We start from the raw sequence: 16774 nt of genomic DNA on the forward strand, positions 1-16774 counted from the left end.
TGGGAAAATAAAGACAGTTTAGGGAGCAAAAATATGATTAACAGGCTTATCAATGAACTTATGGATTACGGTATGCGTGAGTATTTGGTGGATGAAGATGACAGAGTTTATGTAACAAACAGACTGCTTGAATTGTTCGGACAAATAGAGTTTGAAGAAGAAGAGATAAAAGAGGAAAGAGCACTTGTAGATATACTCTCCGATATGTGCAGGTTTGCCTATGAAAACGGTATTATTGAAGATGATACGGTAACGACTACCGATCTCTTTGATACAAAAATTATGGGACAGCTTACACCGATGCCGTCAACCGTAAGAAGAATATTTAAAGAGATATATCATATAAGCAGCAAGTTGGCTACCGACTTTTATTATAAATTCAGCAAGAGAATAAATTATATCCGTACAGACCGTATCGCAAAGGATGAAAAGTGGGTTACTGAAACGGAATACGGACCGATAGATATTACTATAAATCTTTCAAAACCTGAAAAAGATCCGAGGGATATAGCCAAAGCGGGACAGGCAAAAAGGTCAGGTTATCCAAGTTGTCTTCTTTGTATGGAGAATGAGGGATATGCGGGGCATTTTTCACATCCTGCAAGACAAAATCTTATACTTATTCCTGTTTCTTTGGATGGGGAAGACTATTTCCTGCAGTATTCACCCTATGTTTATTATAATGAGCATTGTATTATTTTTAATAAAGAACATAAGCCGATGAAAATTGACAGGGCGGTATTTAAAAAGCTTCTGGAATTTGTTAAGCTCTTTCCACATTATACAGCCGGCTCCAATGCGGATTTGCCTATTGTCGGAGGCTCTATATTAAGCCATGATCATTTTCAGGGTGGAGGATATGTATTTGCAATGGCAACGGCTCCTTATGACAGAAATTTTGTACTTCCGGGATATGAGGATATAACTGCGGGTATTGTAAAATGGCCAATGTCCGTTATAAGACTTCAAGGCAAGGATATTGACAAAATAGTGGAGGCTTCAGAACATATTTTATCAGTATGGAGAGGCTATAGTGATGAGGCTACATTTATCTTTAGCGAGTCCGAGGGTATACCGCATAATACTATTACTCCTATTGCAAGAATGCATGGGGATCTGTATGAGATAGATTTGGTGCTTAGAAATAATATCACAACTGATGAGAGCCCATGGGGTGTATATCATCCTTCGGCAGATCTTCATCATATAAAAAAGGAGAATATCGGTCTTATCGAAGTAATGGGACTTGCGGTTCTTCCTGCCAGACTGAAAAAAGAAATGTCTCTTTTAGAGGAATATATCCTTTTAAAGAAAGATATAAGAAGTAATGAGGAGCTTAAAAAGCATGCAGACTGGGTGGATGAATGGATCAAAAACTATGATATAAATGCTGAGAATATACATGGTATTATTCAGGATGAAATCAGTAAGGTGTTTGTAAAGGTTCTTGAATGTGCAGGAGTATATAAGAGAAATAAAGACGGTCAGGAAGCATTTGACCGATTTATAAAAACTTTATAATGTTTAAAAGAAAAGGTTTTATACCGAATATTTCTTTTGTGTAAATACAGGGCTGTCAATATTGGCAGCCTTATATATTTGTTGGAATTAAATTCTTAATAATTTTATAAATCATTAAAATTGTTGTTATAAACTGTAGTCGCAAATAATATATAATGAAGGCAATATTCTTAAAACTTATATAAAAACTTGGTTGGATAATATTAAAAAGTATTTAGCATAGTAGAAGGTGATGATATGAGAGAAAATAAAAATTATTATAAGAAAAAAATATATCTTGTCATATTGATTGTAACAATTATTCTGGGATTTCAAAGTCTTTATGAATACTATAAAGTCAAGATAGATGATCCTATTCAACTGATTTCAGCTGTATTATACGGTATTATAAAGCTGTTTTTATTTGCACCGCCTATATCTCCCGGGGATAATACAACTATTTTTTATGAGCTTGCAAAGTGGCTTGCACCAATACTTACATCCACCTTTGTATTTACGAAGATTTCAACTACTCTGCTACATCTAAAGAATATAGTTTTTAATAAAATAAGCGGCAATCATATTTTGGTATTTGAGAACAGCTTTATAGGTGAGACATTGATCAATAATTTGCTAAATGAGAAAAACTCATATAAGATTTCTCTTATTTCAAAAAAGTTTATTGATGATAATTTAAAGAGTAAATATGAGAAAAAGGGCATAGCTACATATCAGCTGGATTTTGAAAACAGTGACAGAAATGAGATAAAAGAAGTTTTTTCCGCTTTAAATATCAATAATGCAAAGTATATCTTTTTTTGTTCGGAGAATGATTTGGAAAATTATGCTGTCTACACCAATGTTATAAAAAGGATCAAGCCTAAAAGACATATAAACTGCTATATAAAATGTGAGTCTAAGACTGTATCTTCATATATTGAGGATATGATAAGCCTTGAAAGAAAAAATGAAGAGAAACTGAAAAGAATAGATACCATACATTTTGATCAGACAGATTTAACTGTCAGAATGCTCACATCCGATAAATGTGTAAGGCAAAGTATTTCAGCCAATATTGAGGGGCTTTGTGATATAGGAGAGAATTGTTCGGTAGAGCTTATAGAAAAAAATATAAAGAAAATGCATATACTGATAATAGGTATAAATGAGCTTACAATCACATTACTAAAGCATATTTCAAATGATATGACTATGTCATTAAATGAAAATACCAAGGTCAGCATTATAGATACGGATGCCGCCAACCGTATGAGAGAACTTTTATACAATAATGAAGGTTTAAAAAAATCTTTGGATATAGAGGTAATGGATCTTGGTTTTGGAAAAAATGCCATAAATGAACATTTAAGAAATATAAAAAATGATGATGATTTATCAATTATATTTTTAATGAATGAAGATGTGGTTAGGAGTCTTAAAAATCTTAAGATAATTAACGGGTATTTTGAGTCTGTACCAAAGATAATAAGAAATGTATCCAATGTGGATTTAAGCTATATACTTCCTAAAAATCATGATAAAATCCGAATCTTCGGTGATGTTTCACAGATTATGACAGGTGATGTAATGATAAGAGAGTCACTTGATAATCGTGCAAAACAGTTTAATGAAAGCTATAATAAATCTTCCGTGGCGGCAGGTATGGGAGAAGGTCAAAAATGGAATGAACTCTCCTATGTAAAGAAGAATTCTTCAAGATTATCCGCATCACATGACAGAATAAAGGAAGAAATAGTAAGAAAAGTATTTTTTTCTAAAACGGAGGAAGAGATTGTCGATTATCTAAATAAAAAGTTTGAAGAGTTCAGTGATTTGCAGAAAAACCGAAAAGAAAATCCTGAAAAATTCAAGCAGGAATTTTGTAAATATTTAGAAGAAGCTCCATTACTTGATTTTTTATCAAGGCTTGAACATAAGAGGTGGTGCAACAGCTATTATGCAATGAATTTTAAGTATGGAGAGAAAAAGGATGAGAACTTAAAGACACATCCATGCCTTATAGACGATTGGGATATTATAAAAGGGGAGAAGTTTGAAATCTGCCATCCCGAATATGATTTATTGTCGGTATTTACTCTCTTTCAAAAGGAGGAATAGAAATGGAAAAAGAGCAAAGGCATAGAAAACCGTCTGATGAAATGCAAAGAGCTGCCTATGAATATAATGAAAAAAAGTATAAATATGATGCTTTTATAAGTTACAGACATGTAGAGCCGGATCAAAGCATTGCCAAGCAGGTGCATCAGATGATAGAGACATTCAAGCCTCCGAAGGAGTTCTATGAAGACGGTAAAAAACCCACCTTTAGAGTATTTCGTGACAGAGAGGAGCTGGCGGCGAGGGATCTGAGTGCCTCCATAGAAGAGGCACTTGAAACAAGCAGATATCTTATAGTTATATGTTCCAAAAGAACACCTTTATCAGACTGGTGTCAAAAGGAGATAGAGACCTTTAAAAGCTTACATGGGGATGAGAGAATAATACCGGTACTTATAGAGGGTGAGCCGGATGAGTCTTTCCCGCAGGCACTTAAGGAGCTTAAGCGTGGGGATAATGAGAGTCTACAGGATGTACTTGCAGCCGATATAAGACCTGATGAAATACTTAAGGCTGATTTTAGCGGATACGAAAATCTGCAAAATAATAATATTTCAAAATTAAAGGAGCTTACAAAGGAATCCTTAAAATTATTAAAAATTGAAAAATACAGGATAATGGCAACAATACTCGGTTGCAGTTTCGGAGACCTTAAGCAAAGGGATAAGGAGAGAAAAAACAAGCTGATTCTGACCGTATCCTCTATGGCGGGAGCGGTATTTTTGATATTCGGACTGTTTATGGCAAATGCTTATCAAAAGGCGGAGCTTGCAAGACAGGATGCCGTGCAGTCAAATACCGGAATATTGATGAAAACCGCCAAAGACTTTGTGAGGGAGGGAGATTATATCAAGGCGGTATTGGTGGCAAAAGAGGCTATGCTTCCTATAAAAAAGGATATGAAGTATTATGATACTTTAAAAGCTGAAGAGTTTTCAATATTTAACAGTACCATATATCATAGTGGTGCTTCCACACTTACTAATATATCCACAAAAAATAAATTTACATATATGGCTATAAGTGAGGATGAAAAATATGTGGCTTACGGTCTTGATAATAATGATACTGCCATAGCAAGTGTAGAAAACGGAGAGGTATTAAAAAGATTTACAGGGCATACCCAACAGGTCAAATTTGTTGCGTTTTCAAAGGACGAAAAATATCTGGTATCATCCTCTTTTGACAGTACTTGTATTATTTATGATATAGAAAGCGGTGAAGAGGTGGCAAAGCTTGAGATAGAAGGTATACCTATGCTTGCCAAGTTTTCAGAGGATAATACAAAATTGTACTATGTTACGCTTGTAAATAATGATACCTGCTTTTATGTATATAATACCGATACCTGGCAAAAGCAGGGAGGTTTTGTGATCAACGGACAGGTAAAATATGCCGATATTAAGCGTGACGGCAGTGAGATTTTGATAGCTTTGGAAGATAATACAGAGGAGCAGCTTACAAGAAGAAGTTTAAAAGATGGCAGCATAATAGATATTATACCAAGGATAAAAGGTATAGCTTTAGAGCAGGATGAATTTGATAAACCATATATAGCGGCAAGTTATTCAGCCGACGGCAAGAATATAATACTGCTTACAGAGGGTGATATTATAAAGATCTCACTTGAAGATAAAACGGAAATATTTAAACAGGAAATGTATATCAGCCCAAATGATACAAGGGTATTAACTGAAAGTTACAATGGAGAAAAAATTGCGGTAAAAGCAGGTACACAGGTATATATTCTGGATGGAAACAGCGGTGAAGTAGTGGATGAAATATATTTTCCGAAAGTGAATATGAGATATTTTGCTTATAATTATGATACAAATACTGTGGTAGGTTTTGGAGAAAACGGAAATTATTCTATATGGAAGGATAAAATAATAGTTGAGAATAATTTAAGCTATGGAGGCGGAGTTCCTATAGAATTTATATATTTAAAAGACGGAAGTAAGATACTTGCAAACTCACACGAAAGTCAGACAATAAAGATAATTGATTTAAAATCAAGAGTTTTATCAGAGCCTATATATGCAAGAATAATAGCAAACTCCGATAATTTTTCACATATGCTGCTGTTTGACGGAAGCGGTTTTGTTATTTCCGATGATGACGGAAAGACGAGTAAAAAAATCAATCCTGATGAACCGACAACTTATGGAATTATGTCAAATCCAAAATATAACAGAATATCAAATGACGGTAGATATTATGCCTATATAGGTATGACAAAGGATGCTTTATCAACTGCAAAGCCGATATTAAAATTGTATGATGTTCAAAATGATATAAATAAGCAGTTGGTTATAAATACTACTTCGACAGCATTTGTTTTCAGCAATGATTCAAAGCAAATATTACTGCTTGACAGTGTAGAAGGACTGAGGATATATGATACGGAAAGTTTAGAACTGATAAAAAGCTATAATAATATAAAGGATGAATCAGGAGTCATAAAATTACTTATAAACTCCGAAATCCTTGTGATAAACAGATTTGCAGGTATAGCCTCCGTGTACAATCTTGATACTAATGAACATATAGTGGATATTCCGGGAGAGGTAGTAAATATACAAAAAGCTGATGGTGAAATAAAATTAAGGGGAATACAGAATAATACTGCATTTTATTGGAGCGACAAGGACGGTTTAAGTAAATGGGAAATGGATGAGACATGTGCAGAAACCGCATTAAGTTTTAATGATGTCAACCTATATAATGAAGATGCAGATATACTGATGATGATAAGAAATAATGAAACGGATAGAAAATGTTATGTGGTTGACTTTTCAACCGGAAGACTGAATATGACACTTAGTCCATCGGTAAAAGATTATAATGTAAACGGTCATATTTCACCTGAAGGTAGGCTGATAGCAATAGATCAAAATTATTATGTAAATTTTGATAAAGACAGTACAAAATCCCAATACTATATGGCATCTGCAGTATATAAGCTTTTAAATGAGGATGAGGTAAATGCTGAGATAGAGGGTATTATTGCAGGAAGAAAACTCTCACAGGAAGAGAAGGTACAAATAGGTATAATTGCAAAGTAATATAATAAAAAATACTGCCACAGCTTTTAGCGGGCAGTATTTTTATTTATATTTTATTCTTTTTTAAACAGCTTTGCAAAGAACCCTTTTTTCTTAGGTTCTGTTTTTACAAGCTTTCCACCTTTGACACTTTTTATATCGGATATATATATGCCGCTTACTACAGCCTTTACCTCTGTCTTTAGCGGTATAGAGGCAAATACTTTTTCATCTGCCATTAATGTCATAATTTTAGGTCCGACTTTTGCTTTTACAATAGGAACCTTGGTCCATTTAAGATACCAAGGAGTTTGCTCATATACAATCTTGGGTAAACCCGACTCTTTTATTTTCAGTTTCTTTTTATCTATAATAAGCATTGAAACCGTTTGCTTTGCAGCTTCCATAGCGGCTTGAGATTCCACCTGTCTGCTCTCCATCTTTCTTCCAAAGAAGTAAAGGGCAACCAAAGCGACAATCAATATAACCAGTATGACAATAAGAATTGTCAAAAATATATTCACTTTTAGTTCCTCCAAAAAATAAAAATTGTGAAGTATCACTGTCGTCAATTATATCAAAATCTTAACAATTTATCAACAATTTATCAAGATATGAAAGGTATCTTGTTAAGAACAAGAATTATTAAATGTACATTTTACAGTAAAAAAATACATTTAAAGGCTTATTCATTTGTAAGCCCTTTAAATCCTTGTATGGCAAAAACCGTATTTAAGGTTTATAATTTAATAAAATCGGCAGACAGTGAGGATGTGATATGGATTTTTTGCGAAAAAAGCTTTTTATATATATTTTTATAGTGGAGTTATTGTCAATACTGCTTGCTTTTTTATCTCTGTCTTGCATAACAGGATTTGGATATATTTATGGGATAATCAGGCAAAACATGGCTGCTTTTATAATATCATTATTTTTTATATTTATTTTTATAATCTTGATTGCTGTTATTACAGGGAATTTTCTTATTAAGATTCTTATTAAGGATTTAAGCAGCTGTATATCAGAGGGAAGAGAAAACAGTCAAAAAGTCAAAAAAGATTATAAATGGCTTTATATGATTTTTGAAGAAGAGAGGAATAAAGAAAAAGAAATTTACAATAATAAAATCAATGATTTAAATCGGCGGATTAAAAGGCTTGAATATGACAGAAAAAAGGAAATAGATCCTGAAAGCTTTAAACAATTTATTAAAGGTATAGATGAACTTACAAAGACAGAGAGAAAAATATTTGATTTGCATAGAGAAGGATACAGTGTGCAGGAAATCCTTGATATTGCTAAGATAAAAGAGAGTACATTAAGATATCATAATCAAAATATTTATGCTAAATTATCTGTAAGTTCCATGAAGATGATGCTCAGATACTGTGCTTTAATGGAGAATGAAAAAAATTTATAAAGTAGGCAGTATAAAAAGATTTCGGAAAAATTTTAGGCTAAGAGCGGTATTTTGATGTAGAATTGCCCGATGGTATCAATTGAATAACAAACATTTATTCACTATCCACTGAATAGTTTATGTTTTGGATGCAGATTCCCCTATAAATAAGAAGATTTATAGGGGGCTTTTTATTTGTATAGAGTATAAAATCTATTTTATAAAAAGATTTTAAGGAGGGTATATGAAGTATAAAAGAAATCTTATATGGTTGATATTGATAATTGCTGTTTTGATGGCTGTGGGCTGTAAAAAAAATGAGGAAACAAAGAAGGAAGCAGAGACAGAGGAAATTCAGGAAACAAAAGAATCTAAAGCTGTTAAGGAGAGTAAGGTAAAAAAAGAGAAACAAGAAAAAAACTCAAAAAAGCCGCATATTCTTCTAAACGAGATGAATGAGCATGCCTATGATTCGTATGAGGGTGAATATTTATACAACTTAAGAAGCATAAAAATCAGCTTAAAAGAGGAGGAGGGCTTTGATTCTCTCAGAAAGGCAATAGAAGAGTATAATGAAAAAATGGAAGAAAAGTATGCCGGAATGAAAGAAGATATGGATTTTTTCGGTAAGCAGGAAATTGAAAACAGGAAGGACGGATTTAATTCGTCTATACTCAAAGATATTGTAAATACCTATATAATGAGATCTGATGAGAGCATTGTAAGTATATTAAACTATGAAGAGTACAATTATACCGGTGCAAAAACTATGTATTCTCGTGAATCTTGCAATTTTGATACCCGTACAGGAAAAATCTTATCTTTTTTGGATGTGGTAAAGGATGATGAGAGCTTTTTTGAATTGGTGGATGCCTTGGCAAAAAAGGATTATCAGGAGTCCAATATTACAAAGCCCTCAGAGTATGTAAAGGGGCTTAAGGAAAATGATTATAAAGACCTGGTTTGGACAGTAAGTCCGGAGGGAGTTACAGTGTATTTTGATACAGGAACACTGGGAAGCTTTACTGACGGACCTCAGGTTATTACTATATGTTTTGATGAGGATGATGATTTGTTTGAATCAAAATATATCAATAAAGAAAAAGACTATGTTTTTCCGATTCTTGCAGACAATATGACCTTGCATATTGATATAGACGGTGACGGGGAGAGAGAATCCGTATATGTGGAAAATAAATATGAACAGGATAAAGAAAGTCTAGATATATATACTACCGGTCTGGAGGTATTTGTCGGCGATGAGAGTAAGAGCTTTGAAGGCTCTGAAGGAAGTGCTTATATAGTCAAAAAATCAGGTAATTACTATATATATGTATTTGGGGGCGAAGCGGAAGTTTCTATTCTCACAAGTCTTAATCTTTCCGATTTGAAAAAGGATGATGATAAATTCAGTTATTTATCTCTTTTAAGCAGGGATCACAGTTTTGAGGCTGAAGATAATGTGGAAATTTATACATATATAGAAGAGACATTTACAGATACCGATACATTTATGGCTGATGAAGTGGGCTATATATTAGGTACAATTATGACTGAAAGAGAATGGTATGTAGGAGATGAGGGCATACCGATGGCAAAAACTGAAAGAGCAAAGGTCAATATGCCCTATTTAATTCTTACATTAAGGGAAGTTGACTGTGAGGAAATTGATAAAGACGGAAAAGAAAAAAAGTCTGCCTCTATACCTGAGGATTCATATTTGCTGTTTGTGTACAGTGATAATGAAAGCTATGTGGATGTGTGGGTTGTAGACAAGGATGATGTGGAAGTTTCAGAGTGGTCTGATGTTGAGCGACATTTTACACTGAAGGAAGAGACTTTGCCTGACTATGATGGAAATTGTTACAGAATCACATTGGACAGCGAGGGAGATGAGATTTCATATACAATAGACGGTGTGGATATAAATGAAATTTTTGAAGGTATTTTATTTGCAGGATAAGGATTTAATTTTAAGGAGATTTTATGGTATTTAAAAACAAAAAATATTTTTGGCTTACAGTATTGATGATTTTAATGATATTTGTATCAGTGTCCTGTAAGAAAGAGGAGGAAGTAATAAAGGAAAGCAAAGAGCAGACAGAAAGTACCGGGGATAAAAAAGAAAATAAAAAGGAAGTCGGCTCTAAGAAAAAGGAAAATACCGTATCAAAAAAGCCCCATATAATTTTGGAAGAAGTTCATGACGGGAATTTTGATATGGAAAACTACAGATATTTATATACAATGAGCAGTGTACATTTTAATCTGAGGGAAGAGGATAAAGAATTTGAAGCTCTAAGAAATGCCCTTAATGAATATAATGATATGGTGGATATCAGGTTTAAGGAGATAAAGGAGGAACTGGAAGAGTACAGTCAAAATGATAAAGACAGCGAGTACCCCGCTACGACAAGATATATTGAAACAAAGAGTTATGTAATGAGGGCGGATGAGGATATTGTCAGTATACTTAATTATGAAATAGAGGAGCAGGGAATCAGACATCCGATTGAAACAAGAACATCCTATAATTTTGACACAAAAACAGGTGAACAAATAGAGCTTAAAGATATAGTAAAAGATAGAGAAGCATTTTTAAATCTGCTGGATGAAATGTCGGAAAAAGATTATAAGGAGCTTGAAATCACGAAGCCTTCCACATATTTAAACGATTTTAATCAGGGTGATTTTACAGGTTTGACATGGACTGCCAATGCCGAGGGAGTTACATTATATTTTGATACATATACCCTTGGAAACTATGAAGAGGGGACACAGATGATTACGGTATATTTTGATGATGCCAAAGATATATTTGAACCCAAATACATCAGTAAGGAAAAAGATTATGTATTCCCGATTTTAAACAGTGATATGACATTGCGTCTGGATGTTGATAATGACGGTGAAAGAGATATGGTCTATGTAAATAATATTTATGAGGAGCCGGATGAAACAGGTGAAAAATACACAGTGGGCTCTGTAGTGGTAAGAGGGGTTGATACGCTGGAATTTGAAGGATTCGGTTCAGAATCATATATTGTAAAAAAAGACGGAAAATATTATATGTATCATTTTATGGCTGAAGAAGGTGATATAAACGTACTTTATAAAATAGATCTTGATACACTTAATAAAAATGAAAAAGAATACCGGTTGTTAAGCTTATCAAGGAATTCACTATATAAGGAAAATGAAGAGGAAGGTGGAAGCTATAAGATATTGGAGGAAACTCTTACAGATCCGGATTCATTTATTATGGAAACGACTTTTGATTTGTTAAGTACTGTAACCGGTGAAAGAGAATGGTCAATAGGTAAGAACGGATATCCGAGAGAAAAGGATGATGCATATAAGATTACAGATAGAGTTGTTTTACGCACAAAGTCGGATATTTCCTGTAAGGAAGTGGATACCGACGGAAATATAAAGGGAGATGCTATAATACCGGCAGAATCATATATTCTTTTTATAAAAAGTGATGCAAAAGAATATATGGATGTAAGAATTATCGATAAGAAATATGTGGAAGATAAAGAATGGGATGGGATGGACAATAAATACTTCTCACTTAAGGACTATACTCTTTTAGACTATGATGGTGACTGTTACAGGATCAGTGTTGATTTTGGGGATAATGAATGGATGGGCACTGTGGATGGTGTGGATATTGAAGAACTTTTTGAAGGTATACTTTTTGTAGGATAAAATTTTATTTAAAATTATTTTATTTTCATATATAATGAGGGGCAAAGGGGATTTTGCCCCTCATTGCGGTGTATAACTGCTGCAAGCTTAAAATTTACAGATAATCTGTACAGTATGGAGGCTATATGAGAAAGATATTGATTGTAATAGATATGCAAAAGGATTTTATTGACGGAAGTTTGGGAACCGGTGAAGCGGTATCTATTGTAGAGGCTGTAAGGAAAAAGATTTTGGAATATCCTAAGGAAGATGTGTTTGCAACTATGGATACGCATAAGGAAAACTATTTAGAAAGTCAGGAAGGAAAGAATCTTCCTGTAAAACATTGTATAGAAAATACATCCGGGTGGGAGCTTTATCCTTGTATAGCCGAGCTTATATATTCCGGAAATATCTTTAAAAAGCCCGGATTTGGAAGCCTTAATCTGGCAAATAAGATGCTTGAATTGTCAAAGGCTGAGGATATTGAGATAGAGATGGTGGGACTTTGTACGGATATATGTGTGGTTTCAAACGCACTTTTATTAAAGGCATTTTTACCTGAAACAAGGATTTTTGTTGATTCAAGCTGTTGTGCAGGTGTTACACCTAAAAAACATGAAGCTGCGCTGGAAACCTTAAGAAGCTGTCAGATAAATATAAAATAGGGATAAAATATGAAAGTAATAGATTTAACTCATATAATAAATGAAAAAATGCCTGTATATCCGGGCACTGATAAACCTAAGCTTACGCCCGCAAATACCTATGAAAAAGACGGATTTAAAGAGACATTTCTTCAAATTTATACTCATACGGGTACACATGTGGATCCGCCGGCACATATTTATGAGGGAAAAAAGACTTTGGATGAATTTCCTATAGATCAATTTATCGGTAAGGCTCTTGTAATAGACTGTAGAATGTTAAAGGAAGGTGAGTCAATCACTATGGAGAATTTGAAGGCCTATGGAGAAAAAACCGATATTGCCGACTTCTTACTGTTTAACCTGGGCTGGGATAAGATATGGGAGAGTGATGAGTATTTTGGAGATTATCCCTGCATTGATGATGAAGTGATGGATTATATTTTAAAGGGAAATTATAAGGGGATAGGTTTTGATGTTATAGGGCTTGATCCTATAGCGGATGAGAATCTCACCCGCCATAAAAAGCTTTTTGAAAACTGCGATATTATAAATATAGAAAATCTTACCAATCTGGAGCAGTGTGGAGATGAGTTGTTTTGGTTTGGCTGTTTTCCTTTAAAAATAGAAAACTGTGACGGTTCACCGATAAGAGCGGTGGCATGGCTTAATTAAGGTCAAACTTTGCATATCCTTCACTATACTGCACATAAACGGTATCTATGATATCCTGCCCTGTATCCGCATAAACAGCCTGACCGATTTCAAGTCTGCAAGCTTTAAAATCTTCATCAGGCTTTTGACGGTTGTCTACGGCTTTTACTTCGCCAACTTTTGAGTAGTTTTGTGGCAGGGTATCATCAAATCCGGTTGCATAGTAACAGTAAATCTGCTGATTGTACATTATTTGAGGCTGTTCAATCTCACCGTTTTTAAAACCTGTCTCATTCGTATCTGATTTTCTACAGGAACTTAAAATAAATATCAAACAATATATTGTACCTATCATTAAAAATCTTAATACTTTTCTCATTTAGACCTCCTTACTTTATACTTTGTATCTATAGTATAATAAATATTTATCTGTGATTCCATTATTTATTCTTAAATATATCAACTATTATCATAAAGACAGTCTGTTTTCTTATTATTAATCCGGTTAGATAATCCATAAATAAATGCAGTAGAAATTTTTTCACATTATCTTCACAAATAAGAGAGTTTTTTTCAGCTTCATTTCAGCTTACTCGGGTATCCTTAGTGCATGGAAGGGAAAACAAAACATCCTTTCAAAAATGAAGTAAAAAAAGAGGTACTTATGAAAAGGAAGATAAAGGATAAAAACAGAAAGACAATAAATAAAAATATAGCATTCTCTTTAATGGGAATAGGGCTTATGCTTGGGCTCGGTGCATGCAATGCATCACAGAATGCAAGTGCGGCAACTGTAAGTGCAAATGTGGACAATAATAAAACTCAAAAAGTGCATAGCACACAGACAGCTATAAATGTTGAGAATAATAATATTACTATAACAGGTGAAGGTGCAAGCAGTGAAGGCAATATTATTACTATAAATAAGGCAGGTAATTATCGTCTCAGCGGTAAGTTGGATGAAGGGCAAATAGTCGTAAATGCAGATGGAGAGGTAAACTTAAATCTTGATAATTTTGCCATATCAAATTCTAAGGATGCTCCTATTGTGGGAAAGACCGGAAATTTGAATATTAATATGGCTGATGGCAGTGATAATAAAATAAGTGATACCAGAGCTGCGAATACTCAGACAGAGAACAGCTCCAATGATTCCAAAGCATATGATGCAGCTTTATACAGTGAAGCCGATATAAATATTTCAGGAAGCGGAACGCTTGTGGTGGAGGGCGGATATGAGGATGCTATACATAGTAAATCAAATCTTAATGTAGAAGGTGGCAATTACAGTATTACAGCCTCACATCATGGACTTAACGGAAAGAAAACTCTTGTTGTAAAGGGCGGTAAATTTGAGATTACAACTGTTGAGGATGCCCTTCATTCAAAGGGTGATGTAATATTTGAAAATGGAGAAATAAATATAAATGCAGGTGATGACGCTCTGCATGCAGACAATACATTGACCGTTAAAGACGGAAAAATAAATATAACAGCTTCCAATGAAGGTCTTGAAGGCATAACCGTAAATATCGAAGGTGGAGATATTTTGGTAAATTCCACTGATGACGGTGTAAATGCGGCAGGAGATTCACAGGACGGTTCACAGCAAAACTATTCTGTAAATATTTCAGGAGGAAATATAAAGATTATTCCGGGTGGTGACGGCATAGACTCCAATGGAGATTTGAATGTTTCAGGAGGAAATATTTTGGTAGACGGTCCGTCAAACGGAGGAAATGCATCCATTGACTATGACGGAACTGCCACCATCACAGGCGGAAGTATACTTGCAACGGGAAATTCAGGTATGTTCCAAGGATTTAATAATAATTCAAGCCAGCCAAGTATTATTTATTATCTGAATAATAATGTTAATGGTGGAGAAACTATAAAGATAAGCGATGAATCGGGAAAGGAAGTTTTCACTTCATCCGATCAGACTCAGAGCTATAATGCGGTTTTATACAGCAGTGCGGATCTTGAGAGCGGAAAAACTTATAAGGTAAGTGTAGGAAATAGTGAGAGTTCCGTTACTGCAGGCAACTCGCAGGGAGGAGGATTCGGACAATCCCCACAGGGAGGAAGAGGAGGCAACTCGCAGGGAGGAAACTACGGTCAGCCGCCACAGGGAGGAAGAGGAGGCAACTCACAGGGAGGAAACTTTGGTCAGCCGCCACAGGGAGGAAGAGGAGGCAACTCGCAGGGAGATAGCTTCGGTCAACCTCCACAGGGTGGAAACTTTGGGCAACCGCCGGAGATGAATGGAAATGGCAGTGGAAGAGGTCAAGGAGGAATGGGGCAACCACCGCAGGGGCAACCGCCGGAGATGAATAGAAATGGAGGCGGAAGAGGTCAAGGAGGAATGGGGCAACCACCGCAGGGACAGCCACCGGAGATAAATGGAAATGGAGGTGGAAGAGGTCAAGGTGGAGATATGGGGCAACCTCCACAGATGAATGGTCGGGGAAATATAGATCAAAATCGTCCACCGACTCCACCACAGGATGGAAATAAACAGCAAATAGGTCAACAGCCACAGGATGAAAACAGTAGTAACAGTGACAATCAATCCGATTCTAAGAAGAAAAAGAATAAGCAAAAAAGTAATCAAAAGACAGGAGATAAATCCGGAAAGGAGTCACAATGAAGAGAAGATTTGCCCTAATACCGGCATATAAGCCAAATGAAAATTTGATATATTTTGTGCAATCCATAGAAAAAAGAGGGATAGAGTTAGTAGTGGTGAATGATGGTTCAGGGGAAGAATATCTTCCCCTCTTTTCCCAATTAGAAAAGAACAGCAGAGCCAAGGTCATTCATTTTTATATAAATCAGGGAAAGGGAGCGGCATTAAAGGAAGGGCTTTCCTATCTGAATGAAATAGAGGACGATTTTGTGGTAATCACATTGGATGCCGACGGACAGCATTCATTAAAGGATGCACTGTATTTACTTGATAAATCTATGGAAAATGAAGACAGCTTAATACTTGGATCAAGGGAACAATCAAAAGATTCTCCCATCAGATCAAGAATAGGCAATTATATTACAAAAAAAGTATTCTATTTTTCCACAGGAGTGAATATAGAAGATACACAAACAGGAATGAGAGCATTTCATAAAAGTCTAATACCCAAACTGCTTAAGATAAAGGGGGAGAGATATGAGTATGAAATGAATATGCTGCTCGAATTTGCAAAGAAAGATATAAAGATGAGGGAATATACTATTGAAACAATATATATCAATGACAATGAGGAAAGTCATTTTGATACTATAAAGGATTCAGTAAGGATATACAGTCAGATAATCAAGTTTTGTACAAGTTCTATTCTATCCTTTTGTATAGATTTTTTAGTTTACACGATATGCTTTTTATTTTCAGGAAGTATAGTACTTTCAAATGCTATAGCACGGATTATATCTTTACATTTTAACTTTTATATAAATAAAAAATTTGTCTTTAAGAATAAAAAGAATGATGAGAAAGGTATTACCAAGGAATATATTTCATACCTTGGACTTGCATTATTTATATTCATAATGAACACATTGATTCTTAGAGGAATCGTGGAAACATTACAGATAAATGCCTATATTGCAAAGATACTTACAGAAGTGATTTTATTTACCCTGTCATATTTAGTACAAAAAAATCTGGTTTTTTCAAAAAAGACTGTAGCGGAAAATGGTTATATAGCTTCTTAAAAATAAATAGT

12 protein-coding genes are annotated in these 16774 nt (G+C 34.5%); 10 read left to right on the plus strand and 2 right to left on the minus strand.

Features of this window, described 5'->3' with window-relative positions; genetic code table 11:
- Positions 1–33 precede the first annotated feature (33 nt).
- The 3 genes from J4O15_RS04305 to J4O15_RS04315 all read left to right on the plus strand — a co-directional run bounded on the left by J4O15_RS04305 (position 34) and on the right by J4O15_RS04315 (position 6683).
- Positions 34–1521 (plus strand): UDP-glucose--hexose-1-phosphate uridylyltransferase, encoded by a 1488-nt coding sequence (locus J4O15_RS04305; RefSeq protein ID WP_208099831.1) that lies wholly within the window; start codon positions 34–36, stop codon positions 1519–1521.
- Positions 1522–1758: 237 nt separating this feature from the next.
- Entirely contained in the window at positions 1759–3618 is a 1860-nt protein-coding gene (locus J4O15_RS04310; RefSeq protein WP_208099832.1) for a hypothetical protein, read from the plus strand.
- 2 nt (positions 3619–3620) lie between these two features.
- Positions 3621–6683 (plus strand): toll/interleukin-1 receptor domain-containing protein, encoded by a 3063-nt coding sequence (locus J4O15_RS04315; protein ID WP_208099833.1) that lies wholly within the window; start codon positions 3621–3623, stop codon positions 6681–6683.
- A 53-nt stretch (positions 6684–6736) separates the two neighbouring features.
- On the opposite strand, the gene J4O15_RS04320 is transcribed toward J4O15_RS04315, so the two are convergent.
- Entirely contained in the window at positions 6737–7186 is a 450-nt protein-coding gene (locus J4O15_RS04320) for a hypothetical protein (RefSeq protein ID WP_009220272.1), read from the minus strand.
- 254 nt (positions 7187–7440) lie between these two features.
- Here J4O15_RS04320 and J4O15_RS04325 point away from each other — a divergent pair, with 254 nt between their 5' ends.
- The 5 genes from J4O15_RS04325 (at position 7441) to J4O15_RS04345 (ending at position 13073) form a co-directional block, all read left to right on the plus strand.
- Positions 7441–8082: a helix-turn-helix transcriptional regulator gene (locus tag J4O15_RS04325; protein ID WP_208099834.1), complete on the plus strand. Its 642-nt coding sequence runs from the start codon at positions 7441–7443 to the stop codon at positions 8080–8082.
- A gap of 223 nt (positions 8083–8305) precedes the next feature.
- Positions 8306–10024, plus strand: a complete 1719-nt coding sequence (locus tag J4O15_RS04330) for an RsiV family protein (protein WP_208099835.1) — start codon at positions 8306–8308, stop codon at positions 10022–10024.
- Positions 10025–10047: 23 nt separating this feature from the next.
- On the plus strand, positions 10048–11772 hold the full coding sequence (locus tag J4O15_RS04335; RefSeq protein ID WP_208099836.1) for a DUF3298 domain-containing protein: 1725 nt from the start codon (positions 10048–10050) through the stop codon (positions 11770–11772).
- 125 nt (positions 11773–11897) lie between these two features.
- The gene (locus tag J4O15_RS04340; protein ID WP_208099837.1) at positions 11898–12419 is read left to right on the plus strand and encodes a cysteine hydrolase family protein; all 522 of its coding nucleotides are present in this window, start codon (positions 11898–11900) and stop codon (positions 12417–12419) included.
- 9 nt (positions 12420–12428) lie between these two features.
- Positions 12429–13073 carry a cyclase family protein gene (locus J4O15_RS04345; protein WP_208099838.1) on the plus strand — a complete coding sequence of 215 codons (645 nt, stop codon included), beginning with the start codon at positions 12429–12431 and terminating at the stop codon, positions 13071–13073.
- Here the strand turns inward: J4O15_RS04345 and J4O15_RS04350 are convergent.
- Positions 13066–13431, minus strand: a complete 366-nt coding sequence (locus J4O15_RS04350) for a hypothetical protein (RefSeq protein ID WP_208099839.1) — start codon at positions 13429–13431, stop codon at positions 13066–13068. The two genes, J4O15_RS04345 and J4O15_RS04350, sit on opposite strands and share 8 nt — an antisense overlap.
- 285 nt (positions 13432–13716) lie before the next feature.
- On the opposite strand from J4O15_RS04350, the gene J4O15_RS04355 reads away from it, so the two are divergent.
- Together J4O15_RS04355 and J4O15_RS04360 are read left to right on the plus strand one after the other, a co-directional pair.
- Positions 13717–15702, plus strand: a complete 1986-nt coding sequence (locus J4O15_RS04355) for a carbohydrate-binding domain-containing protein (protein WP_208099840.1) — start codon at positions 13717–13719, stop codon at positions 15700–15702.
- Positions 15699–16763 (plus strand): bifunctional glycosyltransferase family 2/GtrA family protein, encoded by a 1065-nt coding sequence (locus J4O15_RS04360; RefSeq protein WP_208099841.1) that lies wholly within the window; start codon positions 15699–15701, stop codon positions 16761–16763. The genes J4O15_RS04355 and J4O15_RS04360 overlap by 4 nt, the downstream gene beginning before the upstream one ends.
- Positions 16764–16774 lie beyond the last annotated feature (11 nt).

Origin of the sequence: Lachnoanaerobaculum sp. Marseille-Q4761, assembly GCF_017565785.1 — a bacterium.
Lineage (GTDB): Bacteria > Bacillota > Clostridia > Lachnospirales > Lachnospiraceae > Lachnoanaerobaculum.